The 1,352-nt window shown below is 63.6% G+C and carries 2 protein-coding genes and 6 tRNA genes; all 8 read left to right on the top strand.

Annotation, left to right across the window (positions count from 1 at the left end):
- Nucleotides 1-78: 78 nt before the first annotated feature.
- Nucleotides 79-155 (top strand) — tRNA-Trp (locus AC1D0P_RS25640).
- Nucleotides 156-164: 9 nt separating this feature from the next.
- Nucleotides 165-250 (top strand) — tRNA-Cys (locus AC1D0P_RS25645).
- 11 nt (nt 251-261) lie between these two features.
- Nucleotides 262-340 (top strand) — tRNA-Arg (locus AC1D0P_RS25650).
- Nucleotides 341-375: 35 nt separating this feature from the next.
- A complete protein-coding gene (locus tag AC1D0P_RS25655; RefSeq protein WP_477679308.1) occupies nt 376-561 on the top strand; it encodes a short-chain dehydrogenase in 186 nt (61 codons plus the stop codon).
- 16 nt (nt 562-577) lie between these two features.
- Nucleotides 578-653 (top strand) — tRNA-Asn (locus tag AC1D0P_RS25660).
- Between the two features lie 9 nt (nt 654-662).
- Nucleotides 663-738: transfer RNA gene (locus AC1D0P_RS25665), tRNA-His, on the top strand.
- Nucleotides 739-753: 15 nt separating this feature from the next.
- A tRNA-Lys gene (locus tag AC1D0P_RS25670) sits at nt 754-828 on the top strand.
- A gap of 38 nt (nt 829-866) precedes the next feature.
- Nucleotides 867-1,352: HNH endonuclease (locus AC1D0P_RS25675; RefSeq protein ID WP_477679309.1), on the top strand; the 486-nt coding region annotated here is incomplete at its 3' end.

A 1,352-nucleotide genomic window follows, 5' to 3' on the forward strand; every position in this document is an offset into this window, starting at 1 on the left:
GTCCAGGATGTGGTCACGGGTTCGATTCCCGTACAGGCCGCCAGTATCCACGCCGGGATTCCCCGGGCGCATTCCTGTTGGTGCGTAGCTCAACCAGGCAGAGCAGCGGTCTCCAAAACCGAAGGTTGGAAGTTCGATTCTTCCCGTGCCAGCCAATGATCTCCGGCGGTGTACCCAAGTGGTCGAAGGGCGCGGATTGCAAATCCGCTTGCGTCAGCACACGTCAGTTCGAATCTGACCATCGCCTCCAGATTCCCTCTAGCGCCTGTAGCTCAGCCCGGATAGAGCGACGGTTTTCTACACCGGTTTGTCGGCCGTTCGAATCGGCCCAGGCGCACCACTTCTTCCACACCAACCAACCTCAAGGAGATTGCCATGACAGCCAGAAACACAGCAGCCTCCAAGAGGCCCGCCCAAGCCCGCAAGCGCATTGTTCGCACACTCCTGAGCGGCGTCATCGCTGCCGGCCGCGCCCGGCTCGGCCACGCCCAGCCCACACGCAGGCAGGCGCGCGACGAGCGCGAGCTGGACCAGCGCGTGCGCGAATGCGGTGAGTGGTGAGCGATTCCTTTTCCATTCCACGGTAGCTCAGCAGGTAGAGCGCGCGACTGTTAATCGCGTCGTCCCTGGTTCGATCCCAGGCCGTGGAGCCAGTTTTTCTGGTGCATGTGGCGCAGTTGGCAGCGCAGCGGGATGTGACCCCGCGGGTCACCGGTTCGAGTCCGGTCTTGCACCCCATTTTCCGCGGATAGGGCGGGCGTAGCTCAGAGGCAGAGCAGCCGGCTTTTAACCGGCAGGCCGGGATTTCGAAATTCCCTGCCCGCACCATCCATCACTCAATCATTCATTCAACTCAGGAGGCCACGATGCACCACGTTCTTCAGCTCGACATCCAGGGGACGCCCCAAGCCTGGATCACGGCTGAAGAGGCTGCCCTGCACTACGCCACCGGCGGCGTCGCCTGGGAGCAAGGCGAAAGCCCGCTGGTGACACTGCGTGGCGGCTGGAATGTCGCGCGCGGCCGGCAGTCCACCCTGGTGATCCACCCCATCGTCGCGCTGCGCGGCGCGCCCCGCCGCAATCTTCACGATGTGGCGCCCGCGGTCACCAAGCCGAAGCTGCTGCGCCGCGACCGCTGCACCTGCGCCTACTGCGCCCAGGTGTTCCTGGAAAAGGATCTCGAAGCCGAGCACATCGTTCCGCAGAGCAAGGGCGGGGCCTATTCCTGGACCAATCTGGTCAGCGCCTGCCGCCACTGCAATGGCCGGAAGAAAGACCGCACACCTGAGCAAGCCGGCATGCCGCTGGTCTACCTGCCTTATGTGCCCAGCCGGTATGAGGATTTCCTGCTG

This window comes from Polaromonas sp. P1_G2, assembly GCF_056405515.1.